This window comes from Pseudomonas sp. gcc21, from assembly GCF_012844345.1.
GTDB lineage: Bacteria > Pseudomonadota > Gammaproteobacteria > Pseudomonadales > Pseudomonadaceae > Halopseudomonas.
On the sequence record NZ_CP051625.1, the window covers coordinates 3,627,601 to 3,645,094 of the forward strand.

Annotated in this window: 17 protein-coding genes and 1 pseudogene; 4 read left to right on the forward strand and 14 right to left on the reverse strand. The window is 59.2% G+C overall.

Annotation, left to right across the window (positions count from 1 at the left end; all coding sequences use genetic code 11):
• Window positions 1-40 precede the first annotated feature (40 nt).
• Window positions 41-1,003, reverse strand: a complete 963-nt coding sequence (locus tag HG264_RS16865; RefSeq protein ID WP_169408683.1) for a ribonuclease Z — start codon at window positions 1,001-1,003, stop codon at window positions 41-43.
• Window positions 1,004-1,184: 181 nt separating this feature from the next.
• Between HG264_RS16865 and HG264_RS16870 the strand changes: the two genes are divergently transcribed.
• Complete coding sequence (locus HG264_RS16870) at window positions 1,185-1,955, forward strand: Mut7-C RNAse domain-containing protein (RefSeq protein ID WP_169408684.1); 771 nt, start codon at window positions 1,185-1,187, stop codon at window positions 1,953-1,955.
• Window positions 1,956-1,970: 15 nt separating this feature from the next.
• Here the strand turns inward: HG264_RS16870 and HG264_RS16875 are convergent, their stop codons facing one another.
• The 6 genes from HG264_RS16875 to folM form a co-directional block, all read right to left on the reverse strand.
• Complete coding sequence (locus tag HG264_RS16875; RefSeq protein WP_169408685.1) at window positions 1,971-2,468, reverse strand: RDD family protein; 498 nt, start codon at window positions 2,466-2,468, stop codon at window positions 1,971-1,973.
• 17 nt (window positions 2,469-2,485) lie between these two features.
• Window positions 2,486-2,821, reverse strand: coding sequence for a HopJ type III effector protein (locus HG264_RS16880; RefSeq protein ID WP_150301250.1), 336 nt, complete (start codon window positions 2,819-2,821; stop codon window positions 2,486-2,488).
• Window positions 2,818-3,117 carry a DUF1244 domain-containing protein gene (locus tag HG264_RS16885; RefSeq protein WP_169408686.1) on the reverse strand — a complete coding sequence of 100 codons (300 nt, stop codon included), beginning with the start codon at window positions 3,115-3,117 and terminating at the stop codon, window positions 2,818-2,820. The genes HG264_RS16880 and HG264_RS16885 overlap by 4 nt, the downstream gene beginning before the upstream one ends.
• 123 nt (window positions 3,118-3,240) lie before the next feature.
• Entirely contained in the window at window positions 3,241-3,615 is a 375-nt protein-coding gene (gene folX, locus HG264_RS16890) for a dihydroneopterin triphosphate 2'-epimerase (protein WP_169408687.1), read from the reverse strand.
• Window positions 3,616-3,619: 4 nt separating this feature from the next.
• On the reverse strand, window positions 3,620-4,177 hold the full coding sequence (gene folE / locus HG264_RS16895) for a GTP cyclohydrolase I FolE (protein ID WP_169408688.1): 558 nt from the start codon (window positions 4,175-4,177) through the stop codon (window positions 3,620-3,622).
• An 18-nt stretch (window positions 4,178-4,195) separates the two neighbouring features.
• The gene (folM, locus tag HG264_RS16900; RefSeq protein ID WP_169409188.1) at window positions 4,196-4,894 is read right to left on the reverse strand and encodes a dihydromonapterin reductase; all 699 of its coding nucleotides are present in this window, start codon (window positions 4,892-4,894) and stop codon (window positions 4,196-4,198) included.
• Between the two features lie 295 nt (window positions 4,895-5,189).
• On the opposite strand from folM, the gene HG264_RS16905 reads away from it, so the two are divergent.
• Window positions 5,190-5,645 carry a flavodoxin domain-containing protein gene (locus tag HG264_RS16905; protein ID WP_169408689.1) on the forward strand — a complete coding sequence of 152 codons (456 nt, stop codon included), beginning with the start codon at window positions 5,190-5,192 and terminating at the stop codon, window positions 5,643-5,645.
• Window positions 5,646-5,651: 6 nt separating this feature from the next.
• Here the strand turns inward: HG264_RS16905 and HG264_RS16910 are convergent, their stop codons facing one another.
• Window positions 5,652-6,377 carry a Crp/Fnr family transcriptional regulator gene (locus HG264_RS16910; protein WP_169408690.1) on the reverse strand — a complete coding sequence of 242 codons (726 nt, stop codon included), beginning with the start codon at window positions 6,375-6,377 and terminating at the stop codon, window positions 5,652-5,654.
• A 121-nt stretch (window positions 6,378-6,498) separates the two neighbouring features.
• On the opposite strand from HG264_RS16910, the gene HG264_RS16915 reads away from it, so the two are divergent.
• Complete coding sequence (locus HG264_RS16915) at window positions 6,499-7,272, forward strand: class II aldolase/adducin family protein (RefSeq protein WP_169408691.1); 774 nt, start codon at window positions 6,499-6,501, stop codon at window positions 7,270-7,272.
• On the forward strand, window positions 7,269-8,156 hold the full coding sequence (locus tag HG264_RS16920) for an alpha/beta fold hydrolase (protein WP_169408692.1): 888 nt from the start codon (window positions 7,269-7,271) through the stop codon (window positions 8,154-8,156). The genes HG264_RS16915 and HG264_RS16920 overlap by 4 nt, the downstream gene beginning before the upstream one ends.
• A 51-nt stretch (window positions 8,157-8,207) precedes the next feature.
• Here the strand turns inward: HG264_RS16920 and yaaA are convergent, their stop codons facing one another.
• The 6 genes and pseudogenes from yaaA to mscK form a co-directional block, all read right to left on the reverse strand.
• A complete protein-coding gene (yaaA, locus tag HG264_RS16925) occupies window positions 8,208-8,984 on the reverse strand; it encodes a peroxide stress protein YaaA (RefSeq protein WP_169408693.1) in 777 nt (258 codons plus the stop codon).
• A gap of 137 nt (window positions 8,985-9,121) precedes the next feature.
• Window positions 9,122-10,504: a PhoH family protein gene (locus HG264_RS16930; RefSeq protein WP_169408694.1), complete on the reverse strand. Its 1,383-nt coding sequence runs from the start codon at window positions 10,502-10,504 to the stop codon at window positions 9,122-9,124.
• A gap of 589 nt (window positions 10,505-11,093) precedes the next feature.
• Window positions 11,094-12,530: pseudogene (gene rhlB, locus HG264_RS16935) on the reverse strand (ATP-dependent RNA helicase RhlB); the annotation flags it as partial.
• A gap of 134 nt (window positions 12,531-12,664) precedes the next feature.
• Window positions 12,665-13,327: an alpha/beta hydrolase gene (locus HG264_RS16940; RefSeq protein WP_169408696.1), complete on the reverse strand. Its 663-nt coding sequence runs from the start codon at window positions 13,325-13,327 to the stop codon at window positions 12,665-12,667.
• Between the two features lie 31 nt (window positions 13,328-13,358).
• Entirely contained in the window at window positions 13,359-13,925 is a 567-nt protein-coding gene (gene yeiP / locus HG264_RS16945; RefSeq protein ID WP_169408697.1) for an elongation factor P-like protein YeiP, read from the reverse strand.
• 88 nt (window positions 13,926-14,013) lie between these two features.
• Window positions 14,014-17,433 carry a mechanosensitive channel MscK gene (gene mscK, locus HG264_RS16950; RefSeq protein ID WP_169408698.1) on the reverse strand — a complete coding sequence of 1,140 codons (3,420 nt, stop codon included), beginning with the start codon at window positions 17,431-17,433 and terminating at the stop codon, window positions 14,014-14,016.
• Window positions 17,434-17,494: the final 61 nt, after the last annotated feature.

The window sequence follows — 17,494 nt, forward strand, 5'->3', positions numbered from 1 at the left end:
AAACCACAGGTGCTGACATCCCGACTGCAATCGGAATTGGTCACACGTCCACCAACCCCAGCGTTCCATCTGTGGTTAATCGATAGCGTGCGAAATCCTCCGCCAGAAATAAACGGCCTGAATAATAAGCAGCCGCCTCGCTGCGGACCTCTTCAATGGATGGGCTGCGCGCCGGATTGGCCTGATAGCGGGCACTGAAATGCGTCAGCACCAGATTCGAAATGCCGGCTGACTCGGCGAAGATAGCGACCGCAGCCGCGGTGCTGTGGCCGAAATCGGCTCGGGCATTTTCCGCAACGGCTTGGGTATAGGTGGCTTCGTGAACCAATACCTGAGCCCCTTCGCAGGCCTGCGCCAGAAGTGCCGGTGTGTCGTTGTCGCCGCCCACGACGATGCGTCGGGGCGTACGGTTGAACAGCATATAGTTATCGCTGAGTAGCGTGCGGCCTTCGTATTCGACGTCCGATCCGCGCGCCAGCTGACCCCAGAGCGGCCCGCGGGGTATGCCGTCGGCATCCAGTTTGCCGGTGTTCAGCTGTGGATCAGGTCTGGCTTCGGTGAAGCGATAACCGTAGGAGGGCACGCGATGCGAAAGGGGCACGGATTCGACGCGCAGATTGTTGTTACGCCATTCACCGAGGGTTTCAGTGGCGTGGAATATCAGTTCGAAGGGCAGGTAGGTCTGACTCATGCGCAATGTCATCGCAATCCATTGCTCTATGCCTTCCGGTGCAATGATTGCCAGGGGCTGGGTTCTGCCGGACATGCCAGCACTGGCCAGCAAGCCGGGCAGGCCATAGCAGTGATCGCCATGCACGTGGGTAATGAAAATGGCGCGCAGAGAATGCACCGAAAGCGGCGTGCGCAGGAGCTGGTGCTGGGTGGCCTCGCCACAGTCGATCAGGTACCAGTTTTTTCCGGTCGCTTCAGTCAGTGCCAACCCACTGACATTCCGCGAGCGGGTGGGCGTGCCGGATGAAGTGCCGAGAAATAACAGATCCAAGCGAGGGCTCCCGATAGCGCAGCGACTCGAGCAGTTGCGCCGCTTCGTCGCAGTTATACGATGCTCGTGCTGACCACTCTAGCGCCTCCGCCCCACACCCTGCTACAGGAGGTTAGCGCGACGCTTGAGGGGATGGTCGTCTGTGCAGGCAGGCGCCTGAAATCGCTGCCATAGTATCCTTATGACTCGCGCAACTTTTCGCTTCTATGCCCGGCTGAATCACTTTCTTCCTCCTGATTGCAGGGGGCGCGCATGCGAGGTCACCTGTGCCGAGCAGTCAACAATCAAGCACATGATTGAGGCGCTCGGCGTACCGCATACCGAAGTCGTTTTGATTCTGGCCAACGGAGAGCCAGCGGGGCTGGGTCGGATGCTCGAGGATGGCGACCGGATCGCGCTTTATCCTAAGTTCGAGACGCTGGATGTCGCTGACATCAGCGTAAGTGCAGAGCGGCTGCCTGGTGCGCCACGCTTTGTGGCCGATTCGCACCTTGGCGGGCTGGCCAGGATGTTGCGCATGGCCGGGTTCGATACGCTGTACGACAATCACTATGCCGATGCGGCAATTGTCGAGCTGGCCAGCGCGGAGCAGCGCACCCTGCTGACCCGCGATCGCGAGCTGCTCAAGCGGCGGGCCGTCGCCCATGGCTGCTTCGTGCATGCTATGAAACCCGCGGCGCAGTTGAAGGAGCTATATGAGCGGCTCGACTTGGCCTCCAGCGCCCGGCCGTTCACGCTATGCATGGACTGCAACAGGCCGCTGCGAAGCATTGCAAAACAGGCAGTACTACACCGTCTCCCGCCGCGTGTGCGGGAGCGTCACGAGCACTTTTTTACCTGTGAGCAGTGCGGGCGCGTGTTCTGGGAGGGGACCCACTGGCAGGCCATGCGCCAGGTATTGGAGGGGTTATCAGCGCATTATCAGAGCGGCAGGCGCGCCGCTCGGGAGTGATTAAGGGTAAGACGTTCAGGCTTTTTTAGGTGGTTTGGGCAACAGAACGAGCCGCGTACCCGAGGCAATATCCTGCCAGCTGCGTCCATCCTTGTTCCACAGCGCCCAGAGCACACCCACGCCGCCGCACAGCCATGCGGGAATGGCGACCAGAAAACGGATGACTGCCTGTTTCCACGTAATCGAAAGCCCGCCTGGCTGCTGTACCCTCAAGCGCCACACCTGCATGCCGAGGGTCTGGCCCTTGAGCGTCCAGAACAGGCCGAAGAAAGCCAGCAGGCTCAGCAGGATGATTGCGCTCAGGACCGGGTCCTGATCCAGCGCACCGGATTCGGCCATGCCCTGCAGGGTTTCAGCGCCGTACACCTGACGCAGAATGCCCTGCTGATAGATCAGGGTAAGCACCATGACCATCGCCAGGCCCAGCAAAAAATCATAGAAGGTGCTGGCTATACGCCGTAGCAAACCAGGCGCCGGATAATCTCCAGCGGGTAACAACTGCTTGACCGCCATGCGGACTCCGTTTCTGGTTACCGCCGGCTTAACGGCTGGCGCTCAAAGGAGACACCGGCAAGGCCTTGCTGCATCAAGGCGCGGATATTGGCATGGCTGTCGCCATCGGGATCAGCCAGTACCGAGCGGTAATGCTCGGCAAAGCACTGCAGGGCCTGTTCATCGCTCAGACCCATATCCAGCGCCATGGCCAGTACCTTGCACGAGCCCTGATTCTGCTCGGCAGTGTTGTGAACAGCGCCGTTATCAAAGGCGCTGGGCTGGTAGTCGTAATGCTCGTCGATAAACGCGAGGGTGTCGGCAAACTGATGCTGCGGTGTGCCGAGCTGTGCTAGAAAACCTGCCGGAGTCATGCCTGGTCCTGTTTTGACTGGTCGAATGCGGCCTGCTGGGCGGGCGTCGCGTCCTTCTGATACTTGGCTTTCCACTCGGCATAGGGCATGCCGTAGATGGCCTCGCGTGCTTCGTCGGGCGTGATGGATATATCCATATCGTCGGCGGCGTTCTTGTACCACTTGGCAAGACAGTTGCGGCAGAACCCGGCCAGATTCATCAGGTCGATGTTCTGTACATCCTTGCGGCTGCTCAGATGGCTCACCAGATTGCGGAAAGCTGCGGCTTCTACTTCGAGGCGCTCTTGCTTCGTCATGGTTCTACTCCGGATGGGGTCAGGGCGTGCTTGCTCGGATGATACTGACGGACTGTGCGGTCAGCAATCACTCGCCAGCGCTTCTTGGGAGGCGTCGAACGAGGCCCCGTCCGTTACGGCTGCCTATTCCCTGTTGGCGCTGAGCGTAATCGAAACCGACTCGGCAAAGCGTAGCGCATGCGGCTTGTCGACCTCCACTTCGGCGTACTGTACCTGCGGATACTGCATAACGATATCCAGCAGCTCCTGCGTCAGACGCTCGAGCAAGGCGAAGCGGTTTTCCTCGACATGGCTGATCAGCGCCTTGGTAACGGTGCGGTAGTTCAACGCGTGCTCGATCTCGTTGACCTGCACGGCACTGACAGCCGGGTAGAGGATCGTGACGTTGACCACGACATCCTGCCGGTTGCGTATTTCTTCGTCGTTGATACCGATGAATGTACGCAGGCGCAGGTCCTTGATGCGGATGCGCGCCTGGCCGGGCGTTAGGCTGTGCATAACCTTACCTCGCGATCAGTTGCAGGAATTCCTGGCGGGTTGTCCCGGAGCTGCGGAAGGAGCCGAGCATCACGGAGGTATGCATGGAGGAGTTCTGCTTCTCCACGCCTCGCATCATCATGCACATGTGCTTGGCTTCAATAACGACCGCGACTCCGGCGGCGTTGGTGACGCTCTGCAGGGCATCGGCAATCTCCCGGGTGAGGTTTTCCTGAATCTGCAACCGGCGCGCATACATGTCGACGATACGCGCGACTTTGGACAGGCCGATCACCTTGCCAGTGGGCATGTAGGCCACGTGCGCTTTGCCGATGAACGGCAGCATGTGGTGCTCACACATCGAATACAGCTCGATATCCTTCACGATGACCATCTCATCGTTGTTGGATTCGAACAGGGCGCCGTTAACAATCTCATCGAGGGACTGTTCGTAGCCGCGGCAGAGGAACTGCATCGCCTTGGCTGCACGCTGGGGGGTGCCTTTCAATCCGCCGCGCTGGGGATCTTCGCCCAGGTTAGTGAGGATCTCGTGGTAGTTCTGTGTCAGTTTTTCGAGGCTCATCGAGGTGCTCTCATTCACTCATTTGAGGTGCCTGCCGCCATTCAGCTGCAGACAGGTACCGGTTGTATAGGGGGCGTCCATCAGGTAGCGGACGGACTGATACACCACGTCGGGTCCGGGCTCGATACCCAGGGCAGATTTGCCCAGGGCTTTGGCGCGGTACGCTGCGTCGTCGTGCTGGTTGAACATGATCAGCGCCGGTGCAATCGAATTGACCTTGATGTCCGGTGCCAGCCGTGCGGCAAAGGACAGCGTCAATGACTCCAGCCCTGCCTTACTCGCGCAGTAGGCAGTGTGCTTGGCGCTGCCGCGGCGTACTACGTCATCAGTTATATGAATAATGTCGGCAGGCTTGCCGGCTTCGAACAGGCTGGCACAGGCGTTATTCAGCATATACGGCGCCTGCATATGCACCATGAACATCTGCTCCAGCGCGTCGGGCTGATCATCGCCAAGCCACAGCGAGGCGTTGTGGATCAGCGCCCGCAGTCGGATCTGACGCGTTGTCAGTTCATCGATAAACGCCTGAATGCCGTTACGCGTGGAGAAGTCCGCCTGGATGACCTCGATTCCCTGCAAGGGAGTCGTCTGCCATTCCGGACGCAAATGGCGACAGGTGATGATCACATGGAAGCCGTCCTCGACCAGCCGCCTCGCGCAGTGCAGGCCGATCCGTTGCGCGCCTCCTGTGATAACAACAGTTGCCCTGTTGCTCATTGCCGTCTCTCCCTGCTGTGCATCGGCTACGCCGGTGTCGCTGGTCATTACATCGGCCGGGGATATTACCATGCCTTGTCCGGAAGGGCTGATGCGACGAGGGAGCCTTTGAATAACTACTGCGCTCGGCCATGCTGCGTTGAAATCCTCCTCAAAATGCTCATTTACAACACGTAAACTCCGCTTTTTCGTCGGATTTCGCCTTGCCTGACCTTCGCTCGCTACGTTCTTCAGAGGCTCCCGAGGTGCTATTTCCGGCATAATGCCCGTTTTCCATAAAGCGACAGGGGGAGCGATGCACCTGGGGATAATAAGCGGTTCGGTTTTCGGCACGGCAGATCTGGTTGCCGATGAAGCAGCCACACACTGTGAAGCAGCCGGGCTGCAGGTAACCCGCATCAAACAACCGACGGTCGACACGCTGGTTGGCGCCGCGGTGGATGCGCTGCTGGTTGTCTGCTCGACCACTGGCATGGGCGAAATTCCCGACAGCCTGATGCCGTTCTACCTGGAAATGCAGGAGCGCTTTCCGTTATTGACGGGTGTGCCTTTTGGCGTGATTGCTCTGGGCGACGCTGGCTACGGTGATACCTTCTGCCAGGGCGGTCAGCAGGTTCGGGAGTTGTTGCAGGAGTTACAGGCCAGTGAGGCGATTGCAATGCTGGAGCTGGACGCCAGCGAGACCGTCACACCCGAGACCGACGCTTTGCCCTGGCTGGATGAGTTTATCAGCCACCTGAAAAGCGCCTGACAGGCGCTATTCGATTTCTTGCAGCGTAGCGCTGCCGACCGCCAGCCGGGTCAGCGCGGGTTCGTCAAGAATCACGATCTCGCCGTACTTGATTTGCAGCCAGCCCGCCTGTTCCAGACGTTTGAGCAGCTTGTTGATGCTCTGGCGCGAGCTGTTGAGCATCAATCCGAGCGCCTCCTGTGATAACTGGATCGAGGGTAGCGCTTCGTCGTTTCGGGTCTCGCCATAGGCATGCGCATGGGTCAGCAGTCGCTTGGCCAGTCGCGCGGGCAAGGGCAGCAAAGCACTGTCTTCCAGCATGCTGAATGACAGCCGCAGCCGCCGGCATAACAGCCGCATGAAGTGCGGATACAACTCCGGCCGCCGTTCGAGCAGTTGATGAAAACCCTGGCGCGGAATCATCAGTAGCTCCGTGGTTCCGCTGGCGTGTGCATCGTGGGTTCTTGGAAGGCCATCGAACAGCGATATCTCGCCAAACCAGCTGCCGGGACTGAGTACCGTCAACAAGGCTTCGCGGCCATCGGCGCCGGTGCTGCTGATTCTCACCGCGCCGGAAATGACACCATAGAGCCCGTCCGGGGGATCATCCTTGGCATGCAGGCGTTCGCCGTCACCAAGTGTGCGCACGCGGGCCAGACCGAGCATGTCTCCCAGGCCGTCGGCGGGCAGTTCGCGCAGCCAACGGTTGCGCTGTATCAGGGATTCATAGCGGCCAGCTGCGCCGCCAGACACTGTCGTCCGCCTGACAGTTCTCTTTCCTGCCACCCTCTAGACTCCTGCTACTGTTAATCATCGCGAGTATGCCGCAAGACGCCGTTCGGCGCCCGGCTTCTATGAACAAGAGGAACGATTCATGAATGCAATCCAGTCCCTTCAGAGCCTTGATGTAAAATCGCAGGTCAGCGCCGAAGAGTGGCAAACGCGGGTAGATCTTGCGGCATGTTACCGGTTGATTGCCATGTATGGCTGGGATGATGTGGTGTTCACCCACGTCTCGGCAAAGATCCCAGGCACCGAGCATTTTCTGATCAACCCCTACGGGCTGATGTTCGAGGAAATTACTGCCTCCAGCCTGGTGAAGATTGATCTGCAGGGTAACAAGCTGATGGAGTCGCCCTTCGAGATCAACCCGGCCGGCTTTACGATCCACAGCGCCGTACATGAAGCGCGGCACGACGCCGGGTGCGTCCTGCATACTCATACGCCGGAGGGCGTCGGTGTCTCCTGCCAGAAGGAAGGCATCCTGCCGATTTCGCAGCAGGCACTGTTTGTTCTGTGCAGTCTGGCCTACCACGATTACGAGGGCGTCGCGCTGAACGAAGACGAGAAGAGCAGGCTGCAGGCCCACCTCGGCCGCGCCAACAACCTGGTGCTGCGCAATCACGGTCTGTTGACCTGCGGCCGCCGCATCTCCGATGCTTTCCTGACCATGTACACGCTGCAGCGGTGTTGTGAAATTCAGGTCGCCGCGCAGGCTGGTGGCAGTGAACTGACCACTATCTCGCAGACCATTCTCAACGGCGCGGTGGAAAGCATGCGCAAGGTCACCCGTGGCGCCGGCAGCGGCATTGCCTGGCCTGCCTTGCTGCGCAAGATCCAGCGCGTTAATCCGGGGTTCGATGTTTGAGCCAGTCGGTTGAAGGTATCGACCTGAGCAGCTGGGTCGAACAGAGCGAAGTCTTTGAGTTTCAGGGCCACGCGCTGCGCTATTGGGAAGCAGGCGAGGGCGAGCCGCTGCTGTTGATCCACGGCTTTCCCTCCGGCTCCTGGGATTGGCAGCACCTGTGGCGGCCACTTGCGCAACGGTATCGGGTAATAGCCTGTGACATGCTCGGCTTTGGCTTTTCCGCCAAGCCCCGGGGGCACCGCTACAGCCTGATTGAGCAGGCAGACATCCAGCAGGCATTGATGACCCACCTCGGTATTCGCCGCTATCACGTGCTGGCGCATGATTACGGCGACAGCGTGGCGCAGGAGCTGCTGGCGCGGGACGGGGCCGGGCCGTCGTTTCTGGCCAGCCTGTGTTTCCTCAACGGCGGCCTGTTTCCTGAAACGCATCGCCCGGTTCTGGTGCAGAAGCTGCTGATGAGCCCGTTCGGTTTTCTGGTTGGCAAGGGGTTCAATCAGGACAAGCTGAGGCAGAATTTCGGCCGTGTGTTCGGTCCGGATACGCAACCTTCGGAGCGCGAGCTTGCCGGATTCTGGGAGATGATAGCCTGTAACAACGGGCAGGCAATCATGCACCGGCTGATCCGGTACATGCCCGAGCGCAAGGTGCACCGGGATCGTTGGGTTATAGCCATGCAGAAGACTCGGGTGCCGATGCGGGTAATCGACGGCGCGGCAGATCCGGTTTCGGGAGCGCACATGGTTGCCCGGTATCGCGAGCTGATTACCCGGGCTGATACCGTCCTGCTGGACGGCATAGGTCATTATCCGCAGGTCGAGGCACCGGAGCAGGTGCTGGCGGCTTATCTGGACTTCCGTTCGGAAAAAGCTGAAGCGGCCTGAGCCACCTCTATGCGCAAACACGCGCCGCGAGCCCTGCGGCGCGTTTTTATTTCAGCGCTGTTCTTCGCGTAAAAAAACCAGGTTATCCGGTGATGAGCTGGCGGGGTCGAAGCGGTAACCGTCCAGGTCGAAATCCTTCAGCCCTTCGGGATCAGTCACCCGTTCCTTGATGACATAACGCGCCATCAGGCCGCGCGCTTTCTTGGCGTAGAAGCTGATGATCTTGTATTCGCCGTTCTTGCGGTCCTTGAATATGGTGTCGATCACTCGAGCCTTCAGCGCTCGCGGTTTCACCGCGCCGAAGTATTCCTGGGAAGCGAGATTCAGCACTATATCGTCGCCCTGCTCGGCAAGGTCCTTGTTCAGCGATTCGCTGATGCGTTCTCCCCAGAAGGCGTATAGATCCTTCCCGCGCGGGTTAGCCAGTTTGGTGCCCATCTCGAGGCGGTAGGGCTGCATCAGATCCAGCGGGCGAAGCAGTCCGTACAGGCCGGAGAGCATGCGCAGATGTTTCTGGGCGAAGTCGAAGTCCGCCTCGCTGAAATCCTCGGCTGCCAGCCCGGTATATACATCACCCTTGAACGCCAGCAGCGCCTGCTTGCTGTTCTCTTTGGTGAACTTTTCACTCCAGCTGCCGTAGCGGGCAACATTGAGCGCGGCAAGCTTGTCCGACAGCTTCATCAGCTTGGCGATGTCCTGCACGGATTTGTCCTGCAGAATATCGATCAGCTCCTTGCTGTGCTCAAGGTGTCGCGGCAACGCGTGGCGCTTCGTTGTGGGCGGCGTTTCATAATCCAGGGTCTTGGCGGGGGATATCACCATCAGCATGACAGACAGCTCCTCATCACATAATGCCGGCCATTATGCCGGATGATGGGCGCAATCAAAGCTTATGCCGGTGATAGGCGGTGACTATGACGCCTCCGCAGGTGCCGGTCGATGCCGGCACCTGCGGGGTTTTCCTGTCAGAGGTGGGTTTCGGCGTACTCCGCCAGTATCGAACGCGGCACGCCCTGCAGGTGGATATGCACGCCGTGGGGGAAATCCTTGAAGCATTCGGTGAGGTAGGTGAGACCCGAACTGGTGGCGTTCAGGTAAGGGGTATCGATCTGCGCCAGATTCCCGAGACATACCACCTTGGAGCCGGCGCCGGCGCGGGTGATGATGGTCTTGATCTGATGCGGGGTGAGGTTCTGGCTCTCGTCGATGATGATGAAGCTCTGCTGAAAACTGCGTCCGCGAATGTAGTTGAGTGATTTGAACTGCAGGGGCACCCGGTCGAGTATGTAATCCACGCTGCCATGGGTGCACTCGTCATCCATGTGCAATGCCTCGAGGTTATCGGTGATGGCGCCCAGCCAGGGCTCCATTTTTTCCGCCTCGGTGCCTGGCAGGAAGCCGATGTCCTCGTCCAGTCCCTGGGTACTGCGGGTGGCGATGATCCGCCGGTAGGTCTTGCTGACCATGGTCTGCTCGATGGCGGCCGCCAGCGCCAGAATGGTTTTACCCGAACCGGCAGCGCCGGTAAGGTTGACCAGGTGAATGTCCGGATCAAGCAAGGCCAGCATCGCCAGCGACTGGAATACGTCACGTGGGCGCAGACCCCATGCTTCCTGGTGCAACAACGGTTCCTGATGCAGGTCCTGCAACATCAGTCGTCCGCCCTCGCGGGATCTCACCCAGCCGACAAAGCCCTGCCCATCAATGATGAAGTCGTTGATGTGCAGGCCCGGAATAGGCGCATTGAGTTCCACCTGATGCATGGTCCTGCCCATGCGCTGCTGGGTCTCGACCTTGGTCACGCCATCCCAGAAGGAACCCTCGATCTCATGATAGCCGCGCGCAAGCAGCGAGATATCATCGAGCAATTTGTCGGTCTGGTAGTCCTCGGCATCAATGCCGCATGCGCGGGCCTTGAGGCGCATGTTGATGTCCTTGGATACCAGTACGATGCGGTTGTCGGGGTGGCGCTGCTGAAGCTGGCACAGCTGGTTGATGATCTTGTTGTCGTTTATGTCGTTGGGCAGGCAGTGGGAGGGGATGGGTGCCTTGTCCATGAGTATTGCGAGGGTGCCGATGTTGCCGAGTTTACCGCGTTGAATGGGTACGCCTTGTTCAACCAGGTCGGGGGGAGAATCTGCCAGTGTGTGGTCTATCTGGCGTATGGCCTGACGACAATCTGCTGCTGTGCTGGTCTTGCCGGATTTCAGTTTGTCGAGTTCTTCCAGGACAGTCATCGGGATGATGACGTGGTGTTCTTCAAAGTTCAGTACCGCATTGGGATCATGTATCAGGACGTTGGTATCTAGGACGTAGTAGGAGTGTCGGGTTGGTCCGGACGCTTCCATATGCCATCACCTCGCAGGCCGAATATACGTGGCTGTATCAGGTGCCGAATCTGCACCTGGCAGTCCGTAGGGCCGACTCTGGGGAGCCTGTCAGTATCATGGGATCACCGTCAGGCTTCCGGTCGGTTAATTTGTGTATAGCGCAGGAAAGATGACATTCACAAGCACGAGAAAGATGTTTGTGAAATAAAACGGCAAATGGACAAGCGGCGATATTCAGCGGTTGCGTTTGCGCGCTATATTGGTGGGCCAGGTCGGGTCCAGGCATCAACTTAAATCTGCGTGGGCTGGCATTATTTGGCTGGCCTGCAGCCAGATCGCCGCGGCGGTTCGGCGTTCCGATCGCGCCTCCCGCAATCAGTGCCAGAACTCCGAGCAATCTCCCAAAGTTTCAGTGCATTAATCGGAGTAATTTGTGGAGGGGCGACCCGCCGCGATTGGCGTCCGCAGGACGCCCTGTCTTTAATGCTCGCCCTTAACGCCTACGCTGCCTATCCCCAGACGCCCTTGCCCGCTTGCGATTGGCTGCCGCCGCGGCGCCTTGCTCGGCTTCATTCGCATCGCTGGCTGCCTTTTCCTCAGCCGTCTGATTGCGACGCGGCACGGGTTTCAGATACATCTCTTCAGGCGGCAGACATTCCAGTTTGCTACCGAGCATTTCCTCAATCGGTGGTACCTGGAACGCATCATCCTCCCCGGCGAAACTGATAGAGGTGCCCTTGGCCCCGGCGCGGCCGGTACGGCCGATGCGGTGCACGTAATCTTCGGGATCGTCCGGCAGGGTGTAGTTGATAACATGACTGATGCCATCGATGTGAATGCCACGGCCCGCCACATCTGTAGCGACCAACACCCGTAGCTTGCCATCGCGGAAATTATCCAGCGTACGGACCCGCTTGTGTTGTGGTACGTCACCCGATAGCTGCGCGGCGTTTATGCCGTCGCGTACCAGCCGTTCCTGTATGCGGCGAACCTCGTCCTTGCGGTTGGCAAATACCATGACCCGCTCCAGTTCCAGCTGAGTGACCAGGTTGTAGAGCAGCGTGTACTTGTCCTTGCCGCTGACTGCATAGACCTTCTGGGTAATGTTTTCGGAAGCGGGGCGTTCAGGCTCGATTTCGACCACAGCCGGGTTGTCAGTCCATTGCTGGGCCAGATTCATTACGTCGTCACTGAAGGTCGCAGAGAACAGCAGTGTCTGCCGGTCGCCCTTGCGTGGAGTCTGGCGGATGATCTGGCGTACCTGCGGGATGAAACCCATGTCGAGCATGCGATCGGCTTCGTCGAGGATCAGCACTTCTACCAGATCCAGATGGACTTCGCCGCGGTTGCAGAAATCCAGCAAACGCCCCGGCGTAGCGACCAGAATGTCGCAGTAACTCTTTTCCAGCTGGCGGATCTGTTTATCGAAATCCATACCGCCGACAAAGCCCATGACATTCAGCGAGCAATGCTTGGTCAGACCTTCGGCGTCGTTGGCTATCTGCATCACCAGCTCGCGAGTCGGCGCGATGATCAGCGCCCTTGGTTCGCCCATGAAGCGCTCGTCCGGCGGCGGTGTTTCCAGCAGCTGGGTGATGGTCGAGATAAGAAACGCAGCGGTTTTGCCGGTGCCGGTCTGGGCGCGGCCGATGGCATCATGACCTTTCAAGGTATTGCCCAGCACTGCTGCCTGAATCGGTGTGCAATAGCTGAAGCCCTGTTCGCTGATGGCGCGCATCAGGCTGTCAGGTAGCGGGAAATCATGAAAGCGTGTTTTGCCTTCCATCGGTTCCACGGTGAAGTCTGCGAGGGACCAGGGCTTGGCTTCGACGGGTGCGGCCTGGTGTCGGGGACGCGGCACAGCGTCACGCTTGGGCTTGGGCTTGGGCTTGGGCTTGGGCTTGGGCGAAGCGGAGGATTCGGTGTTTGCCGCGTCCTTGGGCTGACGGGTTACCGGTGCGGCTTGAGGCGTTGCGGTGGCCGACTCGGCATGCGGCGCGGGCGTCTCTCCGGGTTTGAACAACTTCTTTAGTGCTTTGAGCACAGGCGTCTCTCGATCTGGCGTGTGAATAATATTTCGCCAGTGTAAAGCAAGCCTGTCGCTTAGCGAAGCCTTGGGCGCTTTGTCAACCAGCGCCCGCTAAAAAATGTTTTTATCGGATGGACAGGAGCCGCCTCCTAAAGCCCCAGGCGTTGATCCAGCCAGGCGCGTATATGAACTATCTCCTCGGGGCACACTTCGTGCGACATATCGTAGTCCCGCCAATGCACTGTGTGGCCCAGCGCCGCCAGGCGATCGTGGGCGTCGCGGCCCATCGGTACGGGCAGTACGTCGTCATAGCGTCCATGGGCGAAGAATATGTCCAGCTGCGGATCGGCGGTTGCCTCTTTCAGCACAGCTTCCAGCGTCGGGCCATAAGTAGACAGTGCCATGATCCCGCCGAATGGCAGACAGCTCTCGATCGCGGCATGCAGTACCACGGCGCCGCCCTGGGAAAAGCCCGCAAGAATGATGCGCTCGACGGAGATGCCTTGTTCGCGCTGCTCTTCGACCAGTTTAAGCACCGGGTGTACCGACTCGTCCATTTGCCCGGTATTGATGATACGTGCGGGTGCCAGGCCGAGAATGTCAAACCAGCAGGGCATCGGAAAGCCATTGTTGATCGTTACCGGTCGGGTAGGGGCCTGGGGGAAGATAAACCGGATGCCATGCCCGGGCGGTAACCGCAGAGCTTCAACCACCGGCACGAAATCGTACCGGTCAGCGCCCAGACCATGCAGCCAGATAACGCAGGCGTCTGCCTTGCCAGGTGGGTCGATGATCAATGGGGATTGGCTCATGGTCGTTCTCCTTTATCAGCGCCTGGCCCGTTCAGGCCCGGGACATGAACTTGCCGGTGTCAGTATTGATACGGACGATTTCACCCGTGGCGAGGTATTCGGGAATCTGAATTTCGAGCCCGGTAGCGAAGCGGGCGGTCTTGGTGCGTGCGCTGGCCGAGGCGCCCTTGATGGCGGGGGGCGTTTCTTCGATGGCCATCTCCACAACCGCAGGCAATTCGACGCCGACCATGTTGCCCTCAACGATCAAACCGAACAATCCGGGTACGCCGTCGGCGAGATAGGGAATCTGCTCTTCGAGCTGGTCAGGGCTGAGCGTGAACTGGCTGAAGTCCTCATTATCCATGAAGGTGTAACCGTCAGCATCGCGATATAGCAGCTGGACGGCGCGCTTCTGGAAATCGATGGGCGCGAGCATATCGTCACCGGTCAGGCTCTGATCCAGCTTCTGTTTGGTCTGTACATGGTTGAAGCGAACCTTGTACAGCGTCGTGCCACTGCGCGACGAAGGGCTTTTAACATCGATAGTCGAGACGATGTAAGGCTGGCCATTGATCTGAACGATCTGGCCTTTTTTCAGTTCTGAGGCTCTGGGCATGGGGCTGACTCATGATTGATGCAGTCGGTATTCTGCAGTGGGCAAGCCGGCCGCTGCAAGCGTCTGCGCAGGCGGCCGTTCAGTGCTCTCAGGCGCCGTCCGGCCCGCGTTGATTCCATAGAGGCTGATCTTCGGCAACAGAAACCGCCCTGTCATGAGCCTGATCGGGCTGCGTCTCACCGTTGGCTGCGCGTTGTACAGGGCCGGCGGGCAGCGTCCGGCTGTTGATCAGTCGCTCCAGGCCTTCGCTGTTGCGCAGATTGATATCCAGCTGACGGTAGGCGATAACGATACCGTGCTCGCGGAACTGCCGGTCGACTTCCCGGTTGATTTCATCAATGGCGAAGTTGCGGTCCATCAATTCGCGCACGTGGATACGCAGTTCATGTTCCAGTCGGTGGTCGCCAAAATTCAGGAACAGCACCATGGGCTCAGGATCTTTGAGCACCCGTGGGTTGTCGTCGGCGATCTGCATCAGCAGTTCCTTGGTCTTGGCCAGATCAGCGCCGTGAGCGATGCCCAGTTTCAGCGACACGCGGGTGATGGTGTCATCCAGTGACCAGTTGATCAGCTGCTCGGTGACGAAGGTCTTGTTGGGGACGATGATTTCCTTGCGATCAAAATCGGTAATGGTCGTCGCGCGGATGCGAATCTTGTTCACTGTTCCGGACAACGGGCCGATGGTCACCACGTCGCCGATGCGCACCGGTCGCTCGAACAGAATGATCAGCCCTGAAACAAAGTTGGCGAAGATTTCCTGCAGACCAAAACCCAGACCGACACCCAACGCTGCGACCAGCCATTGCAGTTTGTTCCAGCTCACGCCCAGTGCTGACAGCGCAAAGAAAATGCCCGAGCTGACGATGGTGTAACTGAGCAGGGTGGTAATCGCATAACTGCTGCCCTGACGCAGCTCCATGCGCGACAGCACCAGCATTTCCAGCAGACCCGGCAGGTTGCGGCCGAAGGTGAAGGTGAGTGCGACGATGGTCAGCGCGCCGAGCAAATCGCCGGCGCTGATGGGCGCCATCTGCGGGTGGTCCGCGGTGCCAGCGTTGTACTCCCACATGGTCACCGATTCCAGATAGGACGCAGCGCTGATCAGATCGGACCAGGTGAAATACACGAGCACGCTGAACAGAATGGTCAGGCCGAGTCGGGCCAGACGCAAGGACTGTTGGTTGATCTGCTGAATGTCCATCTCGGGCACTTCGATAGTGGCTTCCGGTTCCGGATATTCGTGTGGTTGTTCGGCAGCCTGACGTTTGCTCAGTGCGCGCTGATAGGCAAGGCGACGGCCGGCGACGTTGAGGTTGCGCACCACGGTGCCCTCGAACAGCATCCAGAGGGTGATCAGGTAAAGGGTGCTGATGAACCGGTCGGCCAGTTTGATTGCCGTGTAGTTGTAGCCCCAGGCGACAAGCCCGGCCAGCGCCAGCGGTGCCAGCGTCAGGATCAGCGCTGCCAGCAGGTGCAGCACGCGGGAGTCATACAGCGGCTCGCTGCGTTGCATCATCCGACCCAATAGCCAGGCCAGCCCGAGCATGCCAACCAGCATGAACAAGCGGCCCATGACGTCGTCGCCAATCTGTTCGGGGAGGATTTCACCTATCGCGACGACCAGCACCAGCGGCAACAGAATCCACGCGGAGCGGCGCGTGAGGCGGCGCAGACGCGAAACCTGACCTGGCTCCCAGCGAAAATGCCGTGTGGCAATGCCCTGTGGGTCGAACACGCGATACAGCAGATGGATAATGAACCAGGCCAGCGCCAGCTCGCTCAGACCCTGACCCAGCGCGGGCATAGCCGGCTCATCACCCAGGCTCAACAACAAGCCCACAGATATCAGCACCATGGGTACCGGGATGATGGTTAGCGCCGTCAGCATCAATGCCCGCGGGGTGTGGTGCACGCTGTCGCGCCGGAAATGTCCGACGTCCTCGTGCAGATTGCGCAGCTGTTCACGCAGCGCAGGCAAACGCCAGTTATAGAAGCCCAGCATCAGGGCCAACAGGATCAGCCAGATGATATGGTCGAGCAGGATGTTGCCGAGTTTTTTCAGCTGTACCAGCGGGTCGATGACGTTCCACTGTTCCACCGCCTTGCGCGGCAGATCGAGCAGCCAGGCGCGATCCACCGGGCGGTTGCTGGCAACCCAGAAGAGTTGGTCATCAATGCGGCGCTCCAGATCATCGCTGAGCTTTTCTACCTGGCGCTGGTTGATCTGCACGCTGATAGCCAGGCTCAGCAGGGTATTGATGTTGTCGCTCAGTTTGTCGACCAGGCTGATCCGGCTGCTCACCAGGCCTTCGAATTCGTCCTGCAGCTCTTCACGCTGCTCCTCCGGCAAACGGTTGATCAGGCGGTCGCGGTAGGCAGCCGGATTAACGATTTCGTCCCGTAGCTGGTTCAACTCAAACTGGCGTAGCCGCAGATCGGCAATCTGGTCGGCCAGAGTGGTGTCATATCGGACGTTGGGCAGCGCGGATTTCTGTTGATGCAGGATACGAGACAGCAGCACGCTGCCTTCCAGCACATCGATCTGCTGTTCCAGAGCGCTTTCAATCTGGCCGAGGCTGTCGACCTGTTGCTTGGTCTGGATGCCCTTGCGGGTAAGCTCGCCGACCTGAGTGGTAGCGCGGAGCAACTCCTCACTGAGCTGCCGGTTGATGGCGCCCTGATCGCTCAGTAACTGGTGATTGCTGGCCTGCAATGCCTGTTCGGTGGCTTCGGTGACCGTCTGCTCGGACTGGCTGCGACGTTTTTCATTGATCACGTCCTGCAGGACCTGAATCTCGACTTCGAAACTGCTTATCTGTTGGGCCAGCAGGTCGCGCTGCTGTGCGGCCAGATCCTGAAGAATGTTGTTGGCTGAGAGACGCTGGCGCAGCAGGTCGCTTGAATACTGCAGGCTTTGCTGTTCGGCGCGCAGCAAACGAATGCGCGCCTGGTTTACCGGCGTCTCTCCCTCCCGCTGCAAAGCGCGGATCTGGTCGTTGAGTTCGTTTTCCCGGGTCTGGTTCCTGGAAATGCTGGCCTGGGTGCGCTCTGGTCGGGTTTGCGCGGCGATCAGCTCGCTGTTGATGGCGGTCAGTTCATTCTGCGCATTGAACATACGCGCCACCTTTTCGCCCAGCGCTCTTTCCAGTTCTCCGAGTTCGCTTTTCTCAAAGCCGGCGCGCATCTTGTCGAGATCCGCGACTTCTATTTCTTCCAGTTCCTGTCTTGCGCTGCGAATGCGACCAGGTGCCTCCTGCTTCTGCGTCTGGAGCTCGGCCAGCTGTTCGGTCAGTTTCTCGGTCCGTTGCAGATGGGTCAGTGTTTGCTGGTAGATCTCGCGGAGTTCGGTCTTTTCCGCTTCGCCCAATGAGGCTTCATCAAGCGCCTGGATATCAGTGCGCAGGGATTCGATGGCCGCAGTGAGACCGTCCTGGGCATGCAGGGGCGCAGCGAACATGACGAGAAACGCCAGCAGCAAGCCGACGGAGAGCGCGAGAAGCCGGGACATGAAGGATGTATCCACAATACAGGTTACTAGGGTCGGTGGCGCAGGTTAATCCTGCAGGTAG